Raw genomic sequence first — 21,667 nt, 5'->3', positions numbered from 1 at the left:
CGGGGGAGGAAGCGTGGCCAAGGCGCGCCGTGGAACACGGCGGCGGGGTAGGGGAAACCGGGCGGGAGCCCGGACGTATCAGCCGCGGAACAGGCTGAGCACGCTCTGCGAGCTGGAATTGGCGATACCAAGCGACTGAACGGCGAGCTGCTGCTGGGTCTGCAGCGCCTTCAGCTTGGTCGACTCCTCTTCCATGTTCGCATCGACGAGCGCGCCGATCGCGCGGTTGTTGGCGTCCTGCAACGCCTGGACGAAGTTGGTCTGCGATTCGATGCGGCTGGCTGTCGAGCCGAGGCTCGTCGACGCATCGGTCAGGTCGGTCAGGGCGGAATCGACGATCGAGGTGTAGTTCGCGATCTTGTCGAGGTCGGTCTGGCTCGAGGTCAGGGACGAGATGTCGATGTCCATGATCGAGCTGACGGTTGCCGTGCCGTTGTCGGTGGCGGCCACGCGGGACTTGTCCAGGATACCGAGGGTGTTGGTACCGGAGGCGCCCAGCGAGTTCTTCAGCGCGAGAACCGCGCCGTCGAGAGCCGTCGTCTTCGCCGTGTCCGCCGTGGCGACGGCGGCGTTGCGGGTGTTGGTGGCCGTGGCGTAGGCGGTGTCACGGGCTGCAACGGCCGCGGCATCCATGGCGCTGCCGGCGAACGTGGTATCGGCAGTGCCGATCGCCGTGTCGTAGGCAGTTGTCGCCGTGGTGCTGGCGGTGGTGTAGGCCGTTTCCGCCGTGGTCTTCGCGGTGGCATAGGTCGCCGACGAGGTGGTCACCGCTGCGTCAACCGCAGTGTGAACCGTGGCGTTTGAGTCCAACAGCTTGAACTTGCTGGTGTCGATGTCGATCGTGTCGACCTGCACCGAATCGCCGGTGCGGGAGAACGAAGCGACAACCGCCTTCGTGGCGTTGTAATTGGCACCGCTCGAGTCGACCGACAGCCAGTTGCTGCCGGAAATGACCGTGCTCTCGGCATTGTTCTTCAGAGCGCCGAGCAGACTGCCAATTTCGGTCTGGAGCTTGGCACGGTCTGCGTCGGGGGACGCGGCCGTGATCAGCTTTTCTTTCACCTTCTGCAGCGCCGTGCGAACCGTATCGAGACCGGTATTGACGGTATCGACGGAAGACTTGGCGAGGCCGAGGGAGTCCTTCACCGCGCCGAGCGCACCGTTGTCGGAGCGGGTCGTCGTGGCGATCGACCAGTAAGCCGCGTTGTCCGACGCCGAGTTGACACGCAGGCCGGTGGAGACGCGGTTATTGGTCTGGTCGAGGTTCGAGTTGATGCTCCGCAGGGTCTGCAGGGCGACCATGGAAGACGTGTTGGTCATCAGGCTGGTCATCGTAATGTCCCTTGAGTTGGTGTGAGTTTTTTCACGGGACATACCGGGCTTTCACCGGCATGGCAGAGGCGGCATCATGCCTTTGATGATCGCGCCCTAGGGCGTTCGATCCGTGTGCCGGCCCGACCGGGACCGGCAATCAATCTGCCATGCACACACTCTCGCATCGCTGGCTTGCGCGAGGCTTGCACCTTTGCGGCCGGCGCTGACGCGCCTCCCCGACATGAAAAAGGGCGGCCCGCTTGCGCGCACCGCCCGTTTCCTGCCCGAAATAATGCCGTCAGTAGAAGGAGCGCACCAGCCCGCCGACCAGGAGATTCCAGCCGTCGATCAGAATAAAGAAGAGGATCTTGAATGGCAGGGCGATGACCACGGGCGGCATCATCATCATGCCCATCGACATGACGAGCGTCGCTACGATCATATCGATGATCAGGAACGGCAGCACGATCAGGAAGCCGATCTCGAAGCCGCGCCGCAGCTCGGAGATCATGAAGGCCGGGATGAGGATGCGCAGCGCCACCTTCTCCCCCTCCTCCGCCGGGGCCTGGCCATTGGCGGCGGCGAGGTCGGCGAAGGTCTGCAGGTCCTTCGGGCGCACCTGCGACATCATGAAATCGTGGAACGGCGCGGCGACGCGGGCCAGTGCCTCCTCCTCGGAGATCTTGTTCTCGGTCAGCGGCTGGATGCCCTGCTGCCAGGCGCGGTCAAAGGTGGGGCCCATGACATAGAAGGTCATGAACAGCGACAGCGAGATCAGCACCATATTGGCCGGCGTCGATTGCAGGCCGAGCCCCGAGCGCAGGAAGGACAGCGCGATGACGAAGCGGGTGAAACTGGTGACGGTGATGAGCAGGCCCGGCGCCACCGAGAGCACGGTGAGCAGGGCGATCATCTGCACGATGCGCCCACTCGCCGCCGCGCCGCCGGACTGCTGGAGCAGCTCGCTCAGGCCCGGCACCGACTGCGCGAAGGCTGGCGCGGCGAACAGGCCGGCGACCAGGGAGGCCGCGGCGGCAAGGCCGGCCGCGACGGGAAGGCGGGAGCGCATGCTCATTGCACCACCAGCGTCTCGATGATGAGTTCGTCAATATGGCCCTCGGTGCGCAGCCGGGCGCGCTCGTCGAGGTCCTCGCGCAGGTGCAGCAGGCCGCTCGGCCCTTCCAGCTGGCTGAGCGAGAGGGTACGCAGAAAGCCCATGATGTCGTCTCGAATCTGTGCGGCGGCGATCTTCGGGTCGGCCAGCGCGCCGTTCTTGAAGATGATCGAGGCCTCGATGCGGATGAAGGTCTTCGAGGGCGCGGCGAGATTGGCGACGATCGGCTTCAGCGGCTCCATCACCGTGTCGGGGCTGGAATAGCGCAGCGGCGGGGCATCGGGCTCGGGCGGCTTTTCCTTCGCCTTCTCGCTCACCGCCTTCTCGACGCTGGAGGCGAGCTGGATGCCGAGCCCCCCGCCGGTGCCGGCAGCAAGCAGGGTGAGGATGGCGAGCGGCAGGATCAGACCGCCGCCCTTCTTGTCGTCGCCCTTGCCGCCCTTGTCGGCGGGTAGTGCTTTCGAGGCCATGGTCGCGCCTCAGAACGGAGCCACGACGTCATAGATGCGCTGGCCCCAGGCGGGCTGCTGCACATCCATGAGTCGACCGCGTCCGCCATAGGAGATGCGGGCCTCGGCGATCTTGTCGTAGGAAATGAGGTTACGGCCCGAAATATCGAGCGGGTTGACCATGCCGGCGACGTTGAGCACGCGGACCTCGTAATTGACGAGGATTTCCTGCGAGCCGCTGATCATCAGATTGCCATTGGGCATCACCTCGGTGACGACGGCGGCGACCTGGAGCTGAAGCTTCTCGGAACGGTCAATCGAGCCCTTGCCCTTGGCGGCGGTGTCGGAATTCATGGTGAGATCGCCCATGGCCGAGCCGGCCGCGCCGCTCCAGCCGAAGCCCTCGGCCGCGACGGCGACATCGAGCCCGGCCTGCTGCGCCGATTTGCGCGAGCGGTCCGTCTGGTTGTCGAACTGCGCCTTGTCGTTCATGGCGATGGTGACCGTCACCACGTCGCCGACCTTGCTGGCGCGGATGCTGCGGTAAAGGCTCTGGGTTCCCTGGTCCCAGGTCGAGGCGAAGCTGCGCGTCGGCGGCGGGGGAAACGCCATCGGAATCGGATCCGTCCGCTGGGTGATGCCGGAGCCGACCGGCGTCAGGCTCGGCCCGAAGGCCAGGCTGTCATAGGTCTTCTGGCAGCCGCCCAGCGCGAGCGCGAGGAGCGGCAGGACGAGCGGCAGGGAGAACGGCATGCGGGAGCGTGTCACGATGATTTTCCACCCGGCGCCGTGCGCTTGGCGATGCCCACCATCACCCCGGTGAGCCGGGCGGCGCGGGCCGGCTCCATTTCGTTGAGGATCGCGCTGGCGACGCGCGCATTGAGCTTGGCGAGGATGGCGGCGGCGGGATCGTCACCCATGATGGTCAGCTGCGCGGCGGCCGCGTCGGGCCGCATCTGCGAAATCACCGCGATGACCGCGCCATCAGCCTTGTTGAGGAAATCCTCGCGCCGCGTCAGCCACTGCTCATATTCGGCGCGCTTGGCCTCCAGCTTGGCGATCCGCTCCTCGATTTCCTTCTCCAGCGCGGCGAGCGCCGCTTGCTGCCGGGCGAAGCGCGCGTCCCGCACCGCATCGACCATGGCCTGGCAATACTGGTCGGCATTGTCGCCTTTCGGCGCGGCGGGGGCGGGGCGCGTGGCGATGGGGGGTGTGGCGGCCGGATCGGCGGCAGGGGCCGTCTCGGCCCGAAGGCTGAGCACGCCGAGAAACGTCGTGCCCAGGGTGAGGGCCACGATGACCGAGGCCTTCACCGCGCGTTCGCTCCAGTCGCGCTGCGGCGCCGGCGCATGGCGGACGGGTGGCGGCAGACGCGCCGGCTCCTCGTTGTCATCGTCCCCGGTGGGCTCGCTGTCCCGCGCGGCAAAGCAGAGCGCGGCGGAGAGAAGGCCGAGCAGGCAGCCCACCGTGAGGGCCGCCAGATGCGAGAAGACCAGTATCATGCTCATGCGGAAAGTCCCCCGGGCCGGTGGCGCCTGCGGAGCGCCGATTACTGGATGACGAGCTCGGCCTGCAGCGCACCGGCTGTCTTGATCGCCTGAAGGACGGAGATGATGTCCGTGGGCCTCATCCCCATACGGTTCAGACCTTGCACGAGGGTGTCGAGATCGGGGCCGCGCACCACTGAGAGGTAGCCGCCATCCTGCTCCACCTGCACCTCGGTGTTGGGAACCACCACCGTCTCGCCATAGGAGAACGGGGCGGGCTGGGAGACCTGCGGCGTCTCGGTCACGCGCACGGTCAGGTTGCCCTGGGTGACGGCGACGGTGGAAATCTTGACGTTGCGCCCGATCACCACCGTGCCGGAGCGCTGGTCGACGACCACGCGGGCGGGGGCGTCGGTTTCCACCGAGAGGTCGCCCACCATGGCGAGGAAGCGGGCGGCGCTGATGCGCGGGGGACGCTGCACCACGACCGAGCGCAGGTCGCGCGCCATCGCGGTCGGCCGGACCGGGCCACCGATCTTGCCATTGTCGGTTACGACATTGCCGAACCGCGCATTGATCGCGTCGGCCATACGGGCGGCGGTGGCGAAATCGGGATTGCTGAGTTCGAGCACGAAATAGGGCAGTTCCGCGAGTTCGCCCGGCGCCGGCTTCTCCACCAGCGCGCCATTGGGAATGCGCGCGGCGGTCGGCACGCCCTGGGTCACGCTCTCGGCCTCACCAGCGGCGGTGTAGCCGGTAACGGCGAGCTGGCCCTGCGCGACGGCATAGGTCTGGCCATCAGCGCTGTTGAGCGGGGTGATGAGCAGCGTGCCGCCCTTGAGCGAGGTGGCATCGCCCAGCGAGGCGACGTTGACATCGATGCGCCCGCCGACCCCGGCGAAGGACGGCAGATTGGCCGTGACCGCCACCGCCGCGACATTGCGCGAGCGCAGCGGCACGCCGCGCGTGCTGATGCCCAGCCGGTCGAGCATGGACTGCATGGCCTGCTCGGTGAAGGGCGAGTTGCGCAGCGTGTCGCCCGTGCCCTGCAGGCCGATGACGAGGCCATAGCCGATGAGCTGGTTGTCGCGCACGCCCTGCACGCTGGAAATATCCTTGATGCGGTTCGCCGCCTCGCCGCTCGGGGCGAGTGCCAGCAGCATCAGGAGCGCGCCGAGGCCACGCCTCGCGAGCCTGCGCCCGAGAAGACCGCGCCGTGCCATCCAGCCCTTCATGGCGCGCTCACCTTCACCGAGCCGTCGGCCTGCACCACGCCGGCGACGATCTTGCCGCTATCGGCGTTCTTCAGCTTCACCATGGCGCCGAGCACGCCCGATTCCAGCGGCACGCCGAGCGCGCGGATGCTGAGCCCTTCGTGCTCGAAGCGCAGTTCGGTGGCGACGCCGCGGGTGACGAGCTGCGCCTCGGCGACGGCGGCGACCGGGATGGTGTTGCCGGCCGCCAGCAGGCGGCGCGCCACCTTGCCGATCAGCTGGCCCTGATTGACCGCCACCGGGTGCTGGCTGGCCACCGCGGCCGGGAAGGAACGTTCGTCCAGCATGCTGGCGGTGATCGTCTCCCCCGGTGCGATATTGGTCACGGCCACCGGCAGGCTGATCTGCGCCGGCGCGGCGACCACGACAGGCGGCGGCGCGGCCGGAACTGGCGCCGGCGCGGCAGGGGCGGCGACGCCCGACACGGTGTCGGCGATCGGCCGCTGGCGCGCCGCGGCAGGCGCCTGCGCCAGCAGCGGCGCGCACGAAAGGGCGAGGGCGAGCGCAGCCCCCGACAGCAGCCGAAGCATGGAAGGTGTCCTTTCTAGCGGATGCCCTTGGCAACCGTCGCCGCCATCTCGTCGGCCGCCTGGATCACCTTGGAGTTCATCTCATAGGCGCGCTGCGCCGAGATGAGCTCGGTGATCTCCTTGACCGGATCCACATTGGACCCTTCGAGATAGCCCTGGTGGATCTTGCCGAAGCCGGCATCGCCCGCCACGCCGGTGACCGGCTGGCCCGAGGCGGCGGTCTCGCGGTAGAGATTGTTGCCGATCGGCTCCAGGCCGCCATCATTGGCGAAATTGGCGAGGCCGAGCTGGCCGAGCAATTGCGGATCCGGCTGGCCCGGGGTCTTGGCGTAGACATTGCCGGTCTCGTTGATGACGATCTCGGTGGTATCGGCGGGAAAGGTGATCGCCGGCTGCACCACATAGCCGTCATTGGTGACGAGCTCGCCATTGGGCCCCTTGCTGAACGAGCCGGCCCGCGTATAGAGCGTCTCGCCGGTCGGGCCGGTGATCTGGAACCAGCCGCGCCCGTTGATCGCCATGTCGAGCGGGTTGCCAGTCTGGGCGAGCGGGCCCTGGATATGCAGGTTGCGCACCCCCACCGTCCGCACGCCGAGGCCGACCAGCGCCCCGTCGGGAACCGGCAGGCCGCCATCGACATTGGGCACGCCCTGGGCGCGCTCCGCCTGGTAGAGCAGATCAGAGAATTCCGCCCGGGCGCGCTTGAAGCCGGTCGTGTTGATGTTCGCGATATTGTTCGCGATCACCTCGACATTGGTCTGTTGCGCGCTCATGCCGGTGGCGGCGATGGCCAGTGCTTTCATGTCGAATTCCCTTCGGCACCTTCCAGCGAGGCGGAGACCCGTTCGCGTGAAGAAAATGCGTCAAAACAAAAACCCAGGGGCGCGTCCGGTGAACCGGCCTTCACTAGACGTGGCCTAGATCGCCATGCGCGAGATTTCCTGATAGGCGGCGACGACCTTGTCGCGCACCGCCAGCGCCGTCTGCAGCGTGGCCTCCGCCGCCATGATGGACTGCACCACATGCTGCACGGAGGCCTTGCCCTGCAGGCCGGTGATGGAGGCGGCTTCCGCCCCCTTCAGCGAGGTGACCGCCTGACCGGAAATGTCGGCCAGCATGTCGGCGAAGCCGACGCCCGCCGCCGGGCGCGCCGCCGAAGCGGCGGCGGAGGCCCCGGTCGAAGCCGTGGCGCCGGGCCCGCGCAGGGCGGAGAGCGAGTTGAGCGCGTCCAGCATCAGCCCGCCCTCAACAGATCGATGGTCATGGAAATCATCGAGCGTGCCTGCTTCATCATCTGGAGATTGGCGGAATAGGAGCGGCCGGCCTCGCGCAGATCGGCCATCTCGACCAGCACGTTCACATTCGGCAGCTTGACATTGCCTTCGGTGTCGGCCGCCGGGTTGCCCGGGTCGTGCTCGATGGTGAAAGGCGTCGTCTGGTCGAGCCCGATGGCGCGAACATTGACGCCGGGGCCCGCGCCCGGCCCTTCCGGGCCGGCCAGATGCACCGTCTTGCGCCGATAGGGCTCGGCACCCGGGGTGGCGCCGGTCGAGCGGGCATTGGCGATGTTTTCCGACACCACCCGCATGCGGGTGGATTGGGCCTGCATGCCCGAGCTGGCGATGGAGGAGATTGCTTTCAGCTGATCGATCATCAGGCGTTCCTCACACTGGAAAGCACCATGCGGTGAAAGGCGCGCACGACGCTGGTGTTCAAGGTAAAGGCCCCGCTTGTCTCGGCGGCCTTCACCATTTCCTGGTCAAGACTCACCGTGTTGCCGGACTCGGAGACTTCCCAGCTGTCGGCATCCCTCACCTTGGCGCTCGCCGCCTCTGACGCCCCGATGGCGAGATGACCCGCCGACGTCCGCATGGGCGTGAGATGGGTTTGGTCCAGCACCTTGGCGAAGGGTTCGACATCCGCCGCCCGATAGGCCGGCGTGTTGGCATTGGCGATGTTCGCGGCGATCGTCGCCTGCCGAACCGACGCCCAGTCGGCGTGGCGGGAGGCGAGATCGAACAGGAAAATCTTGTCCACGGGGGTCTCCGCATTCCGATGGGCGGACCTTAGGAGCAGAACCTTGCACGAGGCTGGAGCGTTCAGTGCCCGGCGACACGGGCGGCGGCGAGCGCGGCCTCGAAGCGGCGGAGATTCTCGCTCTCGGTGCCCAGTGGCTTGGAGAACTCGATGGCGTCGATATGCACGCCGACCGAACTCTCGTCGAACACCACATGGAAGGCCGCCGTCATGGAAGGCTGGCGGAGGCTGAGAGCGATGGACACATGCGGGGGCGCGCCCCAGTCGCTCTCGATCACCGCCTGGCGGGCATAGCAAATCTGGCCGGGCTTGAGGAAAAGCTCGGCCGAGGAGGCGATGAGGTCGTCGATATTGCTGTCCTGCCCGCTGTTGATATAGGCCATCACCACCCCGGCATTGGTCAGGCACAGCTCGGTGAGGAAGCCGCGCAGCGCCTCGGCCAGCCGCTTCTCATAGGTGAGAAGCGCCAGTTCCGGCAGGCTGGAGATGTCGAGGCAGCAGGGCCCTTCATTTCCGGGCATTTTGGCCTCGCGAGTAGATGAAGAAGAGGATCTTGGCCACCGGGCGGTAGAACTCCGCCGGAATCCACTGGTCGACCTCCACCGCCTCATAGAGCGCCCGCGCCAGCGCGCGGTCTTCCACGACAGGCACGCCGGAACTCTCGGCAATGGAGCGTATCTTCAGGGCGATCAGGTCGACACCCTTGGCCAGCACCAGCGGGGCGCCGCCCTTCACCCGGTCATAGTGCAAGGCGATGGCGTAGTGGGTGGGGTTGGCGATGACCAGCGAGGCGCGCGGCACCGCGTTCATCATCCGGTGGCGGGCGCGCTCCTTGGCCAGCGAGCGCATCCGCGCCTTGACGATGGGATCGCCTTCGGCCTGCTTGAACTCCTCCTTCACCTCCTGCTTGGTCATGCGCAGCTCGGCGCGCCAGCTCATGCGCGACCAGACGAGGTCGATGCACACCAGCGCGATGGTCGCCACGCAGACGGCCGACACCAGGCGCACCGCAAGGCCGAGGATCATGGAAGGCACCAGCGCCGGGTCGCTCGACATCGCGCCCATGATGCTGTCCTTGGCCGAAAGCAGCAGCATGACGCAGATCACGGTGACCGCGCCGAACTTGAACAGCGATTTCAGGAATTCGACCTGGCCGTGCCGGCCGAAGATGCGGGTCCAGCCGGCCGCGGGGGAGACGCGCGACCATTGCGGGCGGATGCGCTCGCCCACCAGCCGCGGCATGTTCTGCGCCAGCGAGGCCACCAGCCCGAACGCGGCGAGAACGAGGGCGATCGGCAGCAGAAAGCGCGCGGCAAGGCCGAAAGCCAGCCAGAACAGGTTCAGCGCATCCTCGCTGCCGGCAATGCGGAAACCGCCGGGATCATCGATCAGCCGTGCCAGCCCCTCGGCGAGGAGCTTGACCTGCGGGCCGGCGAAGAAGGACAGGCTGACGAGAATGCCGAGCAGCGAGGCGAAGAGCGGCGCCTCGCGCGAGAACGGCACCTTGCCCTTCTCGACGGCGTCGGAAATCTTCTTCTCGCTGGCTTCCTCGGTTTTGCTCTCCTTGTCGTCATCCCCGGACATGGCGAGCCCCATGGCGGCGGGAGCTAGCGCACATAGGCTTCGTCCTCACCGCCGGCATTGAGCTCGATCTCGCCGCGTCCGGCCATTTCCAGCGCCATGTCGGTGATGGCGCGGCGGGCCTCGTGCACGTCGCGGTGCGAAGCAGGCTCGCTGCTTGTCAGCTCCTGCTCGACCATGCGCCGCACGCGCGAGCCGAGCGATTGCAGGATGACTTCGCGGAACTGCGCGTCGGTACCCTTCAGCGCCATCACCGTGCGGTCGTTCGGCACCTGGTCGAACAGCGCCGTGCGGGCGCGGGGCGGCAGGGAGATGATGTCGTCAAAGGTGAACAGCAGGCCCTTGAGGATTTCCGCCGATTTCGGCCGGGTGCTGGCCAGGCTGGAGAGCACGTTCTCCATGTCGTCGCGCTCCATCTTGTTGATGATGTCGGCGATGCGCGCATGGGTGTCGGCGCCCGCATTGCGGGCGAGGTTCACCATGAAGTCCTCATGGATCGTGTTCTCGATGATCCGCATCGTCTCGTCGACGATCGGCTTGAAGCCGAGCATGCGGCGCATCACGGCGTTGCGCATCGCCTCGGGCAGATGGCCCAGCACCTTGGCGGCGCAGGACGGCTTGACCTTGGACAGGATCAGCGCCGCGATCTGCGGATGTTCCTTGATCACATAGGCGGCGATCGTGCCTTCGGAGACCCCGGAAATACGATCCCAGATGCTGTGATTAGTCGAGCCGAGGATATCGGTCATGAGGGCGGCGATCTGGTCGGGGGGCAGAACCCCGTCCAGCATGCGCTCCACATCGCCCGGCGAGCCCACCACATTGGCCCCGGCCACGAACTGGGTGGCGAACTCCTCGATGGCCAGTTCGACCTGCGCGGTCGAGGCCGGGCGCATCTCCGCTATGGCGCGGGTGATCGCCTTGATCTCATCCGGCTTGAAATGCTTCATCAGCCGCGCCGCCACCGGCCGGCCCATGGCCATGAGCAGCGCGGCGACGCGATCGGAACCCTGCAGCGGGCGGGCGACCCTGGCGGTAACGGCGGTCATGCGCCCTCAACCGCGTCAGCGCGACAGGTCGGCGCCGGACGTGCCGACGATCTCGGTCAGCGACACGCCGAAGCGGGAATTGTCCTCGTCGACCACCACCACCTCGCCGCGCGCGATGATGCGGCCATTGACGACGATGTCGACCGGCTCGCCGACCCGGCGGTCAAGCGGCACGATGGCGCCGCGGCCGAGCTTCATCAGCTGGGCCACCGGCAGATTCGCCGAGCCGAGCACCACCTGCAGCGTGACCGGCACGCGCAGCAGTGATTCCAGGCCGCGACCGCCGAAGCTCTCCTCAACCGCGCCGCTGGGGGCGAGCGCTTCCGGGGCGAAGGTTTCGTGGCTCATCCGTGCAGCTCCTGGGTCGGGTGGGGGGTGGTGGCGGGCGCGGCATCCGTGCGGGCACGGTCGAGCCGGACGACCAGCGCCTCGGCCTCGCCGATCCGGACGCAGAGCTCGGCGATCAGTTCGCGGCTGTCATTGTTCAGCAGGGCGACGGCCTCGCGCGCCTGGTCGAGCGCGGCGGCGCTGTCATGCAGCGCCAGCCGGTAGTGGCGCCCGACGGTCGAGAGCTCGTTGAGCTTGCGATACATCAGGACGACGCAGCCGCTGGTCACCACCAGCGCCACGAACAGCACCGCCTCAGCGGGGGAGAATGTCATCTATGAACTCCTGATCGAGGTCGACCGCCTCTTCGATACGCAGCACATAAGACCCTTCAGCTTGCCCGAGGCTGCACCAGAACAGCGGCTGCTCGACGCTCTCCAGCTTGACGCGGCTGCGCGGCGTCGCCTGCAGCGGCATGATCTGCCCCACCTCCAGCTGGGCGGCGTCGCCGAGCGTGATCTCGCGCTCCTCCAGCACCGCGCGCAGCCGCACCTCGGTGCGCTGCACCTCGCCGCGAATGTGCTTGGTCCAGACCGGGTCGCGCGGGGATGATTCGCCCGCCGTGGTGCTGGCGAGCTGCTGGCGCAGCGGCGTCAGCGCCCCCTGCGGGATGAGCACGAACATCTCCCCGCCGCGGTTGAGCGCCTGCAGCAGGAACTTGGCGCAAATGGCAAGGTTGTTGCGCCGGCCGACCACCGCGAAATCCATGCGGGTTTCCTGGCGCTGGAACTTGAAACTGACCTGGCTCACCAGCGCGAAGCTGCCCTGCAGCGCCTTGGCCACCTGCTCGAACAGGGCGATGGCGATGCGCAGCTCGATATTGGAGAAGGAGCGCTCCTCCTCCACCGGCGGCTCGGAACCGTCGGCGCCGAACAGCACCTCGACCATGCTGAACACGAAATCGCGGTCGAAGCCGACGATGACGTGGCTGTCCCATTCCGGGGAATGGAACACGCCGACGATCGCCATGCCCTCATAGCTGTCGAGCACGTCGCCGATACGCCCGCTCTCCACCTGGCTCAGCGAGTAATAGGCCTGCGAGGAGGCCAGCTGGCGCAGGCTTTCCGCACACAACGTCGCCATCCGATCGAAGATGACGTGCAGCATCGGCAGCTTGTCGAGCGAGAGCCCGGCGGCATCGAGCAGCAGGTCGCGAATATCGGTCGACGGACCGGTCGGGGGGGCGGCGCGCATGTTCATCGGGTCAGGCTGCCTGTGGCACGGCCGTGAGCGTCGGCACGTTGGAAATGGCTTCCGCCTCGACCTCGTCGATGGTCGGGCGCTCGGAGGAGGAAATGGTCTTGCGCCCATGCTCGAGCGCGATCTGCGGCAGCGCCCCGTTCATGTAGGCGATGAGCGACTGCTTCACGATGATGAAGGGCTGGACCTGCTTCTCGCGCATGATCTTGATGCTGTGCGCCATCGGCCCGAGGATCGCGTAGGAGGTGTAAATGCCGATGAGGGTGCCAACGAGCGCCGAGGCGATGTAGTGGCCGAGGATTTCCGGCGACTGGTCGATGGCGCCCATCGCCTTGACGATGCCGAGCACCGCCGCGCAGATGCCGATGGCGGGCATGCCCTCGGCCACCGTGCTGAGCGCCCCGGCCGGCTTGGTCTTGTATTTCTTGATGGTGGAGATTTCCTGTTCCATCAGCCCCTCGATCTCGTGCGAGCGGGCATTGCCGATGACGATCAGGCGGGCATAGTCGCAGATGAACTGCGTCAGCTCCTTGTCCTTCAGAATGTTCGGGAAGTGCTGGAACAGCGCGGAATTGGCGGGGTCATCGATGTGACCCTCGACCTCGTTGCGCGGCCGGGTGCGCAGCTCGCGCATCAGCGCATAGAGCAGGCCCAGCAGACTGAGGAAATCCTTGCGCTTGGGTGCCTTGCCCGAGAAGGCCTGCCCCATCGCCTTGCCGGTATCCTTGATGGTCGACATCGGGTTTGCGATGAGGAAGGTGGCAAACGCGATGCCGAAAATGATGACATATTCGAAGGGCTGCCAGATCACGGCGAGATGGCCGCCCATGGCCACGAAGCCACCGGCGATCGAGGCGAACCCCAGGACAATGCCGATCAGAATGCCCAAAGCGATTCTCCTCCGTTGTGGAGCTCCGGTCTAGGCGGGGAAGATTGCGCGAGGCTGGCCGCCGCCGACCGCCGCTCGCTGCCCTTGCCCGGTGTGCGCGGGAAGCCCGGCGCAAGCTTGCCGGTTCACCTTGGGGGCAGGACCGCAGCCAGGGATCGCCATGGACACGACCTTCGCGACCTACAAGTCGCTCACGCGCAACATGACACGCACGCTGGCGCTCAAGGCCGCCGAGCCCTCGGTGGCCCTGGAGACCAAGCATTTCCTCGCCACCATTCCGAAGATCAAGACCGTCGACGCCTTCCTCAAGAACACCCGCGCCTTCACCTATGCGATGAACGCCTTCGGGCTCGGCGACATGGCCTATGCCAAGGGCTACATGCGCAAGGTGCTGACCGAAGGCATCACCGACAAGAAATCCTTCGCCAACCGCCTGAATGACGAGCGCTTCGTCGCCTTCGCCAAGGCGTTCGACTTCGACAGCTACGGCCCCCTGACCACGACGCGCGCGGCGGCCCGCCAGGATGTCGCCGACGCCTATGTGCGCCAGACGCTGGAGGTCGATGCCGGGGCGGAGAATGAGGGCGTGCGCCTTGCTCTATACTTCGAGCGCGAGGCGCCGAAGGTGAAATCGGCCTATGGGCTGCTTGCCGACCCCGCGCTGTGGAAGGTGCTGAAGACCGTCTACGGCTTCCCCACCGCCATGGCCGCCGCCGCCATCGAGAAGCAGGCGGCAGCCGTCACCCAGCGGCTCGATCTCGCCGACCTGCAGGACCCCACCAAGCTCGACCGGCTGGTCCGGCGCTTCACCGCGCGCTGGGACGCCGATCAGGGGCTCAACGCGCCGGTGCTGGCCCTGTTCAACAACAACGGCGTGGGTTCCGGCATGGGCATGGCGCTGCTGAACCTCAGATATGGAGGCTGACCCATGCCGAATCTCTACGTCTCGCTGTCGGCGCAGATGGCGACGGAACGGCGCATGGTGACCATCGCCAACAACATCGCCAACATGAACACGCCGGGCTATCGCGCCGAGGAGATCAAGTTCGAGCGGCTGCTGTCGACGGCGGGCGACAAAGAGGTCGCCTTCGTGTCCGAGGGCGAAAGCTACACCTCGCTCAATGCCGGGCCGGCGATCTTTACCGGCAATCCGCTTGATGTCGCCCCGCAGGGCGACAGCTGGTTCGCGGTGCAGACCCCGAACGGGCGGGCCTATACCCGCGACGGGCGCCTGCACATGGGTCCGGCGGGCGAACTGCTCACCGTCGACAACCTCCCGGTGCTCGACGCCGGCGGCACGCAGCTGCTGCTCGATCCCTCCGCCGGCGAGATCCGCATCGGCGCCGACGGCACCATCACGCAGGGCGCCAACCAGGCGGGCACGCTCGGCCTGTTCACCCTGCCAGCGGGGGCGAAGCTTGAGCGCAACGGCCACGGGACGGTGATTCCCGACCGGCCCGCCCAGCCGGTGCAGGACTTCTCCAGCCTGGGCGTCCGCCAGGGCTATATCGAGGGATCCAATGTCGATCCGATCATGGAGATGACACGGCTCATCGCCGTCCAGCGCACCTTCGAGATGGCCGCCCAGGCGGTGCAGCAGAGCGAGGACCAGACGTCCGAGACCATCCGCACGCTGGGGCCGTCCTGAGATGAACGCGCTGGCACGGCTGGAGAGCGCCGTTCAGTCGGGCCTCGACGACCTGCCCTTCGTGCGCGTCTCGGGCGTGGTGCGCGAGGTGACGCCGACGCATTTTCGCGTGTCGGGCCTGTCCTCCCACCTCACGCTCGGCGCCTGCGTCGGAGTGGAGGCGGGCGGGCGCCAGCTGATCGGCGAGGTGGTGCGGCTCGACGAGGGCGGCGCCACGGTGAAGCCCTTCGACGAGCGGGTGCCGATCGGCCTCGGCGCCCCGGCGCATCTGGCCCGCACCCTCGCCTTCCGCCCGCATGCCGACTGGAAAGGCCGGGTGATCGGCGCGCTGGGCCAGCCGCTGGACGGGCTCGGCCCGCTCACCCTGGGCGACGAGGCGCGCGCGCTCGAAGCCGACCCGCCGGAGGCGATGACGCGGGCGCGCATCCACAAGCCTTTGCGTACCGGCGTCCGGGTGATCGACCTGTTCACCCCGCTCTGCGAGGGCCAGCGCATCGGCATCTTCGCCGGCTCGGGCGTCGGCAAGTCGACCCTGCTCGCCATGCTGGCCCGCTGCGAGGGCTTCGACACCATTGTCGTCGCCCTGGTCGGCGAGCGCGGGCGCGAGGTGCGTGAATTCCTCGAAGGCCCGCTGGCCCCCAATCGCCACCGCTCGGTGGTGGTGGTGGCCACCAGCGACGAGAGCGCGATGATGCGGCGCCTGGCGCCGCGCGCGGGCTTCGCGGTGGCCGAATATTTCCGCGATCGCGGCGAGCAAGTGCTGCTCATCGTCGACAGCGTCACCCGCTACGCCCATGCCGCGCGCGACGTGGCGCTGGCGGCGGGCGAACCGGCCGTGGCGCGCGGCTATGCGCCGAGCGTGTTCAGCACCCTGCCCCGCCTTCTGGAGCGCGCCGGCCCGGGCCCGGACGGCGCGGGCGCGATCTCCGCCATCTTCTCGGTGCTGGTCGATGGCGACGACCATAACGACCCGGTGGCCGACGCCGTGCGCGGCACGCTGGACGGCCATATCGTGCTCGACCGGGCGATCGGCGACCAGGGGCGCTTTCCCGCCGTCAACGTGCTTCGCTCGGTCTCGCGCCTCGCCGATCTCGTCTGGAGCCCGGAAGAGCGCGACCTGATCCGCCGCCTGCGCAGCCTCATTGCCCGCTTCGAGGACACGCGCGACCTTAGGCTGATGGGCGGCTACCACCCCGGCGCCGACCCCGAGCTCGACCAGGCGGTGAAGGTGGTGCCCCGCATCTATGAGGCGCTGTCGCAATATGCCGACGCCCCGCCCAGCCGTGAACCCTTCGCCGAACTCGCCCAGGCCATACGCGGCTAGCCACACGCGGCTGGGCGAGGCGCGGCTGACGCCAGTCTCGCACAAGCCAGACACGGTCAAGTGCGGTAACGACACCGAGGAGTGATGAAATGAGCCTCTATGGCATGATGCGGACCGGTGTGTCCGGCATGGCGGCGCAGTCCAACAAGCTGAGCACCATCGGCGACAACATCGCCAATTCGGGCACCGCCGGCTACAAGCGCGCCTCCGCCGAATTCTCGACCCTGCTGCTGCAGAGCGGGCCGGGCGAGTATAATTCCGGCGCCGTGAACACGGCCGTGCGCCATTCGATCAGCCAGCAGGGCGCGCTGAACTATTCCACCTCGGCGACCGATCTCGCCATCCAGGGCAACGGCTTCTTCCTGGTCGCGGACCCCAACGGCACCTCCTATCTCAGCCGCGCCGGCTCCTTCACCGTCGACGCCGCGAGCGGCAACCTCACCAACACCGCCGGCTTCACGCTGATGGGCTACGACATCACCGGCGGTGACCCCAATGTGGTGCTGAACGGCGCCGGCGGCCTAAAGCCGGTGCGCGTCGCCGATGTGCGGCTGGCCGCCAACCCCTCGCGCGACGGCGCCTTCGCCGCCAACCTGCCGGCCGCCGATGCCGTCGTGACCGGCAACACCCCAGCCGCGAACGCCGCCGATTCCAGCTTCTCGCAGAAGTCCTCGCTGGTCACCTTCGACAATCTCGGCAGCGAGGTCACCCTCGACATCTACCTCACAAAGACCAGCGACAGCCCGATCGCCTGGGAGATGACCGCCTTCGACCGCGCCGATGCGGCGGTGGGCGGCGGCTTCCCCTATGCCAATGCCGCGCTCACCACCCAGACGCTCGATTTCGACGCGCTCGGCAACCTCACCTCCACCGCCTCGATGGTGCTTGATGTGCCGGGCGGGCAGACGCTGACCCTCAACCTCGCCGGCATGACCCAGCTGGCCGACCGCTACACCCCGCTCACCGCCACGGTGGACGGCAACGCCCCCAGCTCGGTGTCGAGCGTGACCATCGACAAGGACGGCGTCGTCTCCGCCGTCGACCTGAACGGGCGCAAATCGGCGCTCTACAAGATCCCCCTCGCCTTCGTCACCAGCCCGGACAATCTCGATCCCAAGGCCGGCAACGTGTTCGAGACCACCCGCGAATCCGGCGGGCTGCAGATCGGCTTCGCCAATGAGGGCGGGCTCGGCACCATGGTGTCAGGCGCCACTGAGCGCTCGAATGTCGACATGGCGTCCGAGCTGACCGAGATGATCAGCGCCCAGCGCGACTACACCGCCAACTCCAAGGTGTTCCAGACCGGCTCGGAACTGCTCGACGTGCTGATGAGCCTGAAGCGGTGATGCGCTCATGAGCCTCTCGCTCGCCCTCAACACCGCCCGCGCGTCGCTCTCCGCGACCTCGACCCAGATCGAGACGACGGCGCGCAACATCGGCAATGCGGGGCAGCCGGGCGCCTCGCGCAAGATCGCCGTCACCACCACGGAAGCCTCCGGCGGCGCCTATGTCGTCGCCGTCTCGCGGGCGAGCGACAGCGCACTCTACACGCGCATGCTCGGGGCGACGTCGAACGCCGCCGACCGCCAGGCGGTGCTGGACGGGCTGAACCGGCTGCGCACCGGCATGGGCGATCCCGCCGGCGACAGCGCGCCGGCGGCGCGCATCGGCGCGCTGGGCGATGCCCTCGCCCAGTTCGCCAATGCGCCTGACGATCCCGCCTTCGGCGTCCGCGCCGTCACCGTGGCGCAGGATCTCGCCACCGCCCTCAACGCCGCCGCCACCACCGTGCGCACCGTCCGCACCGATGCGGATGCCGGCATGGCGCGCTCGGTGGTGCGGGTGAACGACCTGCTCAAGCAGTTCGCCGCCGAGAATGATGCGGTGGTGAAGGGCACCGGCGCCGGGCGCGATGTCAGCGACGCGCTGGACCGGCGCGACACGCTGCTCGCCGGCATCGCCGAGGAGATGGGCGTCACCGCCGTCTCCCGCGCCAATAACGACCTCGTGCTCTACACCGATGGCGGCGCCACACTGTTCGAGACCGTGCCGCGTTCCGTCACCTTCAAGACCACGCCGGTGCTGGCGGCCGGGATGGCCGGCCAGGCGGTGATGGTCGACGGCGTCAGCGTCACCGGCGCGGATGCCGCCATGCCGCTGCGTTCCGGGCGCATCGCCGGCCTTGCCGAGCTGCGCGACCGCTCCGCCGTGACGCTGGAGACGCAGCTCGACTCGATGGCGCTGGGGCTGGTGCAGGCCTTTGCAGAAACCGACCAGAGCGGCACCGGCGCGCCGGATGCCCCTGGCCTGTTCACCGACGGCACCGCGAACCTGCCGGCGCAGGCCACGGGTCTGGCCGCGCGCCTCGCCGTCAATGCCGCCGTCGATCCGGCGCGCGGCGGCAGCCCGAGCCTCTTGCGTGACGGCGGCATCAACGGCGCCGCCTATGTCGCCAATGCCGGCGGTCAGGCCAGTTTTGCCGACCAGTTGCAGGCCACCGGCACGGCGCTGGCCGATGTCCGCGATTTCGACCCCACCGCCGGCATTCCCGCGCGTTCCACCCTCGCCGATTTCGCCGCCGCCTCCACCGGCTGGCTGGAAGGCCAGCGCCAGGTCGCCGCCGGTGCGGCGGACAGCGAGTACGCCCTGCTCTCGCATGCCTCGACGGCGCTTTCCAACGCGACCGGGATCAACATGGACGACGAATATGCCCGCCAGCTCGATCTCGAACGCAGCTACCAGGCCTCGTCCAAGCTCATCGCCGTGATCAACGGCCTGTACGACGCGCTCTTCCAGGCCGTGAGGTAAGCCATGTTTTCCAGCTTCATCTCTACGCTCTCGCTCAATCACGCCCCCCGCGCCGCCCTGCCCCGGCTGCAGACGGAACTCGCCAAGGCGAGCCAGGAACTGACCACCGGCCGGCGCGCCGATGTCGGCCTCGATCTCGGCGTCGGCATTGGCGAGAATCTCACCCTGCGGCGCGACCAGGCCTCGCTGCAGAGCCTGATCGACGGCAACGCTTCCACCGGGGCGGCGCTCGACCGCACCCAGACCGCGCTCGACGATATTCGCGCGCAGGCGGACGGCTTCCTCAGCGCGATGGTCGGCATCTCCCAGGCCGACAGCGGCGCCGGCGTGCTGGCGGCGCAGGGGCGTTCCGCGCTCGACGCCCTCACCGCCACGCTCAACCTGACCGATGGCCGGCGCTACCTTTTCGGCGGGCTGAACAGCGCCGCCAAGCCGATGGCCGGCTTCGACGAAGGCCCGCAGGCCGCCATCACCAGCGCCTTCGCCGCCCGCTTCGGGCTCGATCCCGCCGACCCGCTGAAGGACCCGGCGGTGGCGCAGATTCCGGCGGCCGATCTCGCCGACTTCATCGACACCACCCTCGCCGCCTCTTTCGAGGAACCGGGCTGGAGCGCCACCTGGTCGGACGCCAGCAGCGAGAACCGCAGCGCCGCCATTTCCTCCACCAGCCGGATCGAAGTCGGGGCCAGCGCCAACGAGCCAGCCATGCGCAAGCTCGCCATGGCATACACGGTCATAGCGACGCTCGGCGCCGCCCCCCTCAAGGGCGACGCGCTGGCCACCGTGCTCGACAAGACGCGATCGCTGATGGGAAGCGCCGTTTCCGGCGTCACCGAGATCGCTACCCGCGTCGGCTCCGCACAAAGCCGCATCGCCGCCGCCGACACGCTGATGCGTGGCGCCATCGACGCCACGGATCGCCGCCTCAACGCTCTCGAAGGCATTGATCCCGCTGAGGCCAAGACGAGACTGGACACCGTGACCACTCAGATCGAGATGTCCTACTCTCTGACTTCGCGAATACTTAAACTGTCCATCATGGACTACATCTAGTACGAAGGGTCGACAGATGTATCGCTTCTCGTATGCCGAGATTCTCGGCGACTCCAGCGCCGAAGGGCGGGACGAAGAGCGCCTGGCGCTCGATCACGCCATCGATCTGCTGACGCGCGCCCAGGCGAACGGCCCGGCCTCGCCGGAAGCCGCGCAGGCCGTGCTCTATCTCCAGAAACTCTGGGGTTTCCTCATCCGCGACCTCAGCGACCCGCATAACGAGCTGGCCGAGACGTTGCGCGGCAACCTGATCTCCATCGGCCTGTGGGTGATCAAGGAGGCGGACCAGATCGTGCAGGAGCGCTCGTCCAATTTCGCCGGCCTCATCGAGGTCAACCGCTCCATCCGCGACGGACTTATGTGAGGCGCGCGATGCAGATTTCCCTGAAGCCCGGCGAACGGCTTTTCCTCAATGGCGCGGTCATTCGCGTCGACCGCAAGGTGACGGTGGAGCTGATGAACGATGTGGCGTTTCTGCTGGAGAGCCATGTGCTCCAGGTGGAGGACACCACCACGCCGCTGCGCCAGCTTTATTTCGTCGTGCAGATGATGCTGATCGAGCCGCGCCGGATGGCGCAGGCCCAGCGCCTGTTCCGCGAGCAGCTGGCGGCGCTGATCACCTCGTTTCGCACCGACTCGATGATCGCCGCGCTGACCCAGATCGGCGAGTTCGTCGATACCGGCCGCTTCTTCGACGCGCTGCGCGCCCTGCGCCGCCTGTTCCTCGTCGAGGAGACCATCCTCGGCTGCGACGCCCCCAGGGCCGCCTGAGGCATTTGTTGTTTCGACGCGCTTTCCAGCCGCCGACGGGTCCCGTCGCGCGGGGAAAGGCATCAGGGAATTCAGCCATGACCAGCATCAACGCCCTTGGCGGCACCTCGGCCGCGTCGGCCCCTGCCGCCAAGCCGGCCGGCGGCACGCTCGACTACAGCGCCTTCCTCCAGCTGCTCATCGCCCAGATGAAGAACCAGGACCCGACCGAGCCGATGGACACCGCCCAGTATATGGGCCAGCTCGCGTCGTTCTCGCAGGTCGAGCAGAGCGTGGCGGCCAATGCCAAGCTCGATCAGCTTCTCACCTCCTCGGCGCTGCAGATCGCCGATGCCGCAGTCGGGCGCACCGTCACCAGCGCCGATGGCAGCGTGACCGGCCAGGTGGCCTCGGTCCGCATTTCTTCCGACGCGCCGGTGGCCACCCTCACCGATGGCCGCGAGGTCACTCTCGGCGCCGGCATCCGGATCGCCTGAGCGATGAACGAGGCCGACGCCCTCGACATTGTCCAGTCCGCGATCTGGACCATCATCATCGCCTCCGGCCCGGCGGTCGCGGCGGCGATGCTGGTCGGCATCGCGGTGGCGCTGTTCCAGGCGCTGACCCAGGTGCAGGAAGTCACCCTCACCTTCATCCCCAAGATCATCGCGGTGCTTGTCGTCACTGCACTGACTGCCACTTTCATCGGCCAGCAGATTCTTGCTTTCACCCAGGAAATCTACGGCCGGATCGGCACCGGATTCTAAAGCATC

Annotated in this window: 28 protein-coding genes; 10 read left to right on the top strand and 18 right to left on the bottom strand. The window is 67.6% G+C overall.

Annotated features, from left to right (window positions below):
* Positions 1 to 78: 78 nt before the first annotated feature.
* The 18 genes from J2S76_RS16895 to motA form a co-directional block, all read right to left on the bottom strand.
* Entirely contained in the window at positions 79 to 1,332 is a 1,254-nt protein-coding gene (locus J2S76_RS16895) for a flagellin N-terminal helical domain-containing protein (RefSeq protein WP_307062201.1), read from the bottom strand.
* A 280-nt stretch (positions 1,333 to 1,612) separates the two neighbouring features.
* Complete coding sequence (gene fliP, locus J2S76_RS16890; protein WP_307062199.1) at positions 1,613 to 2,389, bottom strand: flagellar type III secretion system pore protein FliP; 777 nt, start codon at positions 2,387 to 2,389, stop codon at positions 1,613 to 1,615.
* The gene (locus J2S76_RS16885; protein WP_307062196.1) at positions 2,386 to 2,898 is read right to left on the bottom strand and encodes a flagellar basal body-associated FliL family protein; all 513 of its coding nucleotides are present in this window, start codon (positions 2,896 to 2,898) and stop codon (positions 2,386 to 2,388) included. The genes fliP and J2S76_RS16885 overlap by 4 nt, the downstream gene beginning before the upstream one ends.
* A 9-nt stretch (positions 2,899 to 2,907) precedes the next feature.
* Positions 2,908 to 3,630, bottom strand: coding sequence for a flagellar basal body L-ring protein FlgH (gene flgH, locus J2S76_RS16880; protein WP_307062365.1), 723 nt, complete (start codon positions 3,628 to 3,630; stop codon positions 2,908 to 2,910).
* Positions 3,631 to 3,641: 11 nt separating this feature from the next.
* On the bottom strand, positions 3,642 to 4,385 hold the full coding sequence (locus J2S76_RS16875; RefSeq protein WP_307062195.1) for a MotE family protein: 744 nt from the start codon (positions 4,383 to 4,385) through the stop codon (positions 3,642 to 3,644).
* Positions 4,386 to 4,426: 41 nt separating this feature from the next.
* Complete coding sequence (locus J2S76_RS16870) at positions 4,427 to 5,587, bottom strand: flagellar basal body P-ring protein FlgI (RefSeq protein WP_370874772.1); 1,161 nt, start codon at positions 5,585 to 5,587, stop codon at positions 4,427 to 4,429.
* Between the two features lie 8 nt (positions 5,588 to 5,595).
* Positions 5,596 to 6,168 carry a flagellar basal body P-ring formation chaperone FlgA gene (gene flgA / locus J2S76_RS16865; RefSeq protein ID WP_307062193.1) on the bottom strand — a complete coding sequence of 191 codons (573 nt, stop codon included), beginning with the start codon at positions 6,166 to 6,168 and terminating at the stop codon, positions 5,596 to 5,598.
* 14 nt (positions 6,169 to 6,182) lie between these two features.
* Positions 6,183 to 6,971, bottom strand: coding sequence for a flagellar basal-body rod protein FlgG (gene flgG, locus J2S76_RS16860; RefSeq protein WP_307062192.1), 789 nt, complete (start codon positions 6,969 to 6,971; stop codon positions 6,183 to 6,185).
* Between the two features lie 114 nt (positions 6,972 to 7,085).
* Complete coding sequence (gene fliE / locus J2S76_RS16855; protein ID WP_307062190.1) at positions 7,086 to 7,403, bottom strand: flagellar hook-basal body complex protein FliE; 318 nt, start codon at positions 7,401 to 7,403, stop codon at positions 7,086 to 7,088.
* Entirely contained in the window at positions 7,403 to 7,822 is a 420-nt protein-coding gene (flgC, locus tag J2S76_RS16850; protein ID WP_307062188.1) for a flagellar basal body rod protein FlgC, read from the bottom strand. Before flgC ends, fliE begins: the two co-directional genes overlap by 1 nt.
* Positions 7,822 to 8,205 (bottom strand): flagellar basal body rod protein FlgB, encoded by a 384-nt coding sequence (flgB, locus tag J2S76_RS16845; protein WP_307062186.1) that lies wholly within the window; start codon positions 8,203 to 8,205, stop codon positions 7,822 to 7,824. Before flgB ends, flgC begins: the two co-directional genes overlap by 1 nt.
* 62 nt (positions 8,206 to 8,267) lie before the next feature.
* On the bottom strand, positions 8,268 to 8,726 hold the full coding sequence (locus J2S76_RS16840; protein ID WP_307062184.1) for a BspJ family T4SS effector nucleomodulin: 459 nt from the start codon (positions 8,724 to 8,726) through the stop codon (positions 8,268 to 8,270).
* Positions 8,713 to 9,789, bottom strand: a complete 1,077-nt coding sequence (locus J2S76_RS16835; RefSeq protein ID WP_307062182.1) for an EscU/YscU/HrcU family type III secretion system export apparatus switch protein — start codon at positions 9,787 to 9,789, stop codon at positions 8,713 to 8,715. The genes J2S76_RS16840 and J2S76_RS16835 overlap by 14 nt, the downstream gene beginning before the upstream one ends.
* Positions 9,790 to 9,812: 23 nt before the next feature.
* Positions 9,813 to 10,835: a flagellar motor switch protein FliG gene (locus J2S76_RS16830; protein ID WP_307062181.1), complete on the bottom strand. Its 1,023-nt coding sequence runs from the start codon at positions 10,833 to 10,835 to the stop codon at positions 9,813 to 9,815.
* Between the two features lie 15 nt (positions 10,836 to 10,850).
* On the bottom strand, positions 10,851 to 11,183 hold the full coding sequence (gene fliN, locus J2S76_RS16825) for a flagellar motor switch protein FliN (RefSeq protein ID WP_018387918.1): 333 nt from the start codon (positions 11,181 to 11,183) through the stop codon (positions 10,851 to 10,853).
* Positions 11,180 to 11,497 (bottom strand): hypothetical protein, encoded by a 318-nt coding sequence (locus J2S76_RS16820; RefSeq protein WP_307062178.1) that lies wholly within the window; start codon positions 11,495 to 11,497, stop codon positions 11,180 to 11,182. Before J2S76_RS16820 ends, fliN begins: the two co-directional genes overlap by 4 nt.
* Entirely contained in the window at positions 11,478 to 12,422 is a 945-nt protein-coding gene (locus tag J2S76_RS16815; RefSeq protein WP_307062176.1) for a flagellar motor switch protein FliM, read from the bottom strand. The genes J2S76_RS16820 and J2S76_RS16815 overlap by 20 nt, the downstream gene beginning before the upstream one ends.
* Positions 12,423 to 12,426: 4 nt before the next feature.
* On the bottom strand, positions 12,427 to 13,311 hold the full coding sequence (gene motA, locus J2S76_RS16810; RefSeq protein WP_307062174.1) for a flagellar motor stator protein MotA: 885 nt from the start codon (positions 13,309 to 13,311) through the stop codon (positions 12,427 to 12,429).
* A 160-nt stretch (positions 13,312 to 13,471) separates the two neighbouring features.
* On the opposite strand from motA, the gene J2S76_RS16805 reads away from it, so the two are divergent.
* From J2S76_RS16805 to fliQ, 10 genes are all read left to right on the top strand, one after another.
* Entirely contained in the window at positions 13,472 to 14,236 is a 765-nt protein-coding gene (locus tag J2S76_RS16805; RefSeq protein WP_307062171.1) for a DUF1217 domain-containing protein, read from the top strand.
* Between the two features lie 3 nt (positions 14,237 to 14,239).
* A complete protein-coding gene (flgF, locus tag J2S76_RS16800; RefSeq protein WP_307062169.1) occupies positions 14,240 to 14,959 on the top strand; it encodes a flagellar basal-body rod protein FlgF in 720 nt (239 codons plus the stop codon).
* A 1-nt stretch (position 14,960) separates the two neighbouring features.
* Positions 14,961 to 16,283 (top strand): flagellar protein export ATPase FliI, encoded by a 1,323-nt coding sequence (fliI, locus tag J2S76_RS16795; protein WP_307062167.1) that lies wholly within the window; start codon positions 14,961 to 14,963, stop codon positions 16,281 to 16,283.
* An 89-nt stretch (positions 16,284 to 16,372) separates the two neighbouring features.
* The gene (locus tag J2S76_RS16790; RefSeq protein WP_307062165.1) at positions 16,373 to 17,629 is read left to right on the top strand and encodes a flagellar hook protein FlgE; all 1,257 of its coding nucleotides are present in this window, start codon (positions 16,373 to 16,375) and stop codon (positions 17,627 to 17,629) included.
* A 7-nt stretch (positions 17,630 to 17,636) separates the two neighbouring features.
* Complete coding sequence (gene flgK, locus J2S76_RS16785) at positions 17,637 to 19,091, top strand: flagellar hook-associated protein FlgK (protein ID WP_307062163.1); 1,455 nt, start codon at positions 17,637 to 17,639, stop codon at positions 19,089 to 19,091.
* A 3-nt stretch (positions 19,092 to 19,094) separates the two neighbouring features.
* Positions 19,095 to 20,144 carry a flagellar hook-associated family protein gene (locus tag J2S76_RS16780; protein WP_307062161.1) on the top strand — a complete coding sequence of 350 codons (1,050 nt, stop codon included), beginning with the start codon at positions 19,095 to 19,097 and terminating at the stop codon, positions 20,142 to 20,144.
* Between the two features lie 16 nt (positions 20,145 to 20,160).
* The gene (flaF, locus tag J2S76_RS16775) at positions 20,161 to 20,508 is read left to right on the top strand and encodes a flagellar biosynthesis regulator FlaF (protein ID WP_018387928.1); all 348 of its coding nucleotides are present in this window, start codon (positions 20,161 to 20,163) and stop codon (positions 20,506 to 20,508) included.
* Positions 20,509 to 20,516: 8 nt separating this feature from the next.
* Entirely contained in the window at positions 20,517 to 20,915 is a 399-nt protein-coding gene (gene flbT / locus J2S76_RS16770) for a flagellar biosynthesis repressor FlbT (protein WP_307062157.1), read from the top strand.
* Between the two features lie 77 nt (positions 20,916 to 20,992).
* Positions 20,993 to 21,391, top strand: coding sequence for a flagellar hook assembly protein FlgD (flgD, locus tag J2S76_RS16765; protein ID WP_018387930.1), 399 nt, complete (start codon positions 20,993 to 20,995; stop codon positions 21,389 to 21,391).
* A gap of 3 nt (positions 21,392 to 21,394) precedes the next feature.
* A complete protein-coding gene (fliQ, locus tag J2S76_RS16760; protein ID WP_018387931.1) occupies positions 21,395 to 21,661 on the top strand; it encodes a flagellar biosynthesis protein FliQ in 267 nt (88 codons plus the stop codon).
* Positions 21,662 to 21,667 lie beyond the last annotated feature (6 nt).

This window comes from Ancylobacter vacuolatus (assembly GCF_030813595.1).
GTDB classification, from domain to species: domain Bacteria; phylum Pseudomonadota; class Alphaproteobacteria; order Rhizobiales; family Xanthobacteraceae; genus Ancylobacter; species Ancylobacter vacuolatus.
This window is presented reverse-complemented; position numbering and strand designations above follow the sequence as displayed.

Coding starts and splice junctions, on each gene's coding strand:
- flbT (WP_307062157.1), top strand. CDS start 20,517: ATGCAGATTTCCCTGAAGCCCGGCGAACGGCTTTTCCTCAATGGCGCG.
- J2S76_RS16815 (WP_307062176.1), bottom strand. CDS start 12,422: ATGAACATGCGCGCCGCCCCCCCGACCGGTCCGTCGACCGATATTCGC.
- fliN (WP_018387918.1), bottom strand. CDS start 11,183: ATGAGCCACGAAACCTTCGCCCCGGAAGCGCTCGCCCCCAGCGGCGCG.
- J2S76_RS16870 (WP_370874772.1), bottom strand. CDS start 5,587: ATGGCACGGCGCGGTCTTCTCGGGCGCAGGCTCGCGAGGCGTGGCCTC.
- J2S76_RS16835 (WP_307062182.1), bottom strand. CDS start 9,789: ATGTCCGGGGATGACGACAAGGAGAGCAAAACCGAGGAAGCCAGCGAG.
- J2S76_RS16885 (WP_307062196.1), bottom strand. CDS start 2,898: ATGGCCTCGAAAGCACTACCCGCCGACAAGGGCGGCAAGGGCGACGAC.
- J2S76_RS16840 (WP_307062184.1), bottom strand. CDS start 8,726: ATGCCCGGAAATGAAGGGCCCTGCTGCCTCGACATCTCCAGCCTGCCG.
- flgG (WP_307062192.1), bottom strand. CDS start 6,971: ATGAAAGCACTGGCCATCGCCGCCACCGGCATGAGCGCGCAACAGACC.
- fliP (WP_307062199.1), bottom strand. CDS start 2,389: ATGAGCATGCGCTCCCGCCTTCCCGTCGCGGCCGGCCTTGCCGCCGCG.
- J2S76_RS16780 (WP_307062161.1), top strand. CDS start 19,095: ATGTTTTCCAGCTTCATCTCTACGCTCTCGCTCAATCACGCCCCCCGC.
- J2S76_RS16895 (WP_307062201.1), bottom strand. CDS start 1,332: ATGACCAGCCTGATGACCAACACGTCTTCCATGGTCGCCCTGCAGACC.
- J2S76_RS16805 (WP_307062171.1), top strand. CDS start 13,472: ATGGACACGACCTTCGCGACCTACAAGTCGCTCACGCGCAACATGACA.
- flgK (WP_307062163.1), top strand. CDS start 17,637: ATGAGCCTCTCGCTCGCCCTCAACACCGCCCGCGCGTCGCTCTCCGCG.
- flgH (WP_307062365.1), bottom strand. CDS start 3,630: ATGCCGTTCTCCCTGCCGCTCGTCCTGCCGCTCCTCGCGCTCGCGCTG.
- flgC (WP_307062188.1), bottom strand. CDS start 7,822: ATGATCGATCAGCTGAAAGCAATCTCCTCCATCGCCAGCTCGGGCATG.
- flaF (WP_018387928.1), top strand. CDS start 20,161: ATGTATCGCTTCTCGTATGCCGAGATTCTCGGCGACTCCAGCGCCGAA.
- J2S76_RS16790 (WP_307062165.1), top strand. CDS start 16,373: ATGAGCCTCTATGGCATGATGCGGACCGGTGTGTCCGGCATGGCGGCG.
- flgF (WP_307062169.1), top strand. CDS start 14,240: ATGCCGAATCTCTACGTCTCGCTGTCGGCGCAGATGGCGACGGAACGG.
- fliQ (WP_018387931.1), top strand. CDS start 21,395: ATGAACGAGGCCGACGCCCTCGACATTGTCCAGTCCGCGATCTGGACC.
- fliE (WP_307062190.1), bottom strand. CDS start 7,403: ATGCTGGACGCGCTCAACTCGCTCTCCGCCCTGCGCGGGCCCGGCGCC.
- flgD (WP_018387930.1), top strand. CDS start 20,993: ATGACCAGCATCAACGCCCTTGGCGGCACCTCGGCCGCGTCGGCCCCT.
- J2S76_RS16875 (WP_307062195.1), bottom strand. CDS start 4,385: ATGAGCATGATACTGGTCTTCTCGCATCTGGCGGCCCTCACGGTGGGC.
- J2S76_RS16820 (WP_307062178.1), bottom strand. CDS start 11,497: ATGACATTCTCCCCCGCTGAGGCGGTGCTGTTCGTGGCGCTGGTGGTG.
- J2S76_RS16830 (WP_307062181.1), bottom strand. CDS start 10,835: ATGACCGCCGTTACCGCCAGGGTCGCCCGCCCGCTGCAGGGTTCCGAT.
- fliI (WP_307062167.1), top strand. CDS start 14,961: ATGAACGCGCTGGCACGGCTGGAGAGCGCCGTTCAGTCGGGCCTCGAC.
- flgA (WP_307062193.1), bottom strand. CDS start 6,168: ATGCTTCGGCTGCTGTCGGGGGCTGCGCTCGCCCTCGCCCTTTCGTGC.